Source organism: Undibacterium sp. RTI2.2 (assembly GCF_035018705.1).
GTDB lineage: Bacteria > Pseudomonadota > Gammaproteobacteria > Burkholderiales > Burkholderiaceae_D > Undibacterium.
This window is the reverse complement of the sequence record NZ_JASJXN010000124.1, coordinates 1-720: the sequence shown is the minus strand read 5'-3', so window position 1 is coordinate 720 and position 720 is coordinate 1. Positions and strand designations below refer to the sequence as shown.

Annotated in this window: 1 tRNA gene; it reads right to left on the bottom strand. The window is 38.5% G+C overall.

Annotated features, from left to right (window positions below):
* Window positions 1–265: 265 nt before the first annotated feature.
* A tRNA-Arg gene (locus QN395_RS21375) sits at window positions 266–340 on the bottom strand.
* Window positions 341–720 lie beyond the last annotated feature (380 nt).

The window sequence follows — 720 nt, the reverse complement described above, 5'->3', positions numbered from 1 at the left end:
AAATCGTTCTGAACAAGCCGATAAAATGGAAAAATTTGGACGCTGACAGGTGGTAAATATTGAACGCTGTTTGACAGCAAGGGGGCGTATGACTTAGGAGCAAAGCCTATATTGCCAGCTGCGGACGCCTAATATCTAGCAGTAAGCTATTAATAAACTCAACTCGTAGATTTAAAGAAGAAAATGAAGGCGACTGGCATTAACTATCGGTGCACCTCAGCGCATACAAATTGGTAGTTAAATTTAAACCAAGAAATGGTTTGAATGGTGCGACCGACAGGAATCGAACCTGTATCGCCAGCTTCGGAGGCTAGCATCCTATCCGTTGGAAGACGGTCACGTCTAGTTAATTACAGGCCGCTATTGTAGCTGGTTGGGTTCTAAAATGTTGGTGGAAAATGTACTAAATCGTCGTTTTGAATAGCTACTAATCAATTTTTTCGCTATGTTTTCATTTTAAATCGAGAAAAAATTTTATTTTTTTAAAAATTTTTGTATATTTTCTATATGCCGAGCGACGTCTCTCATAACTCAGTTGACGTTTAATAATATCAACAGAGAAGGAAGTAAATCATTAAAAAACGTAGATTTAAAGAGAAATTTAAAGCTTAAGTGATCAACGTTGCGCAAAAGGCTGGGGATAATAGAGCTTCTTGCAAAATACCCAAACCAGTAAAGTCGAGCATGGGTGTGGCCACTGTTGCGATTGGTTTTCTTGTT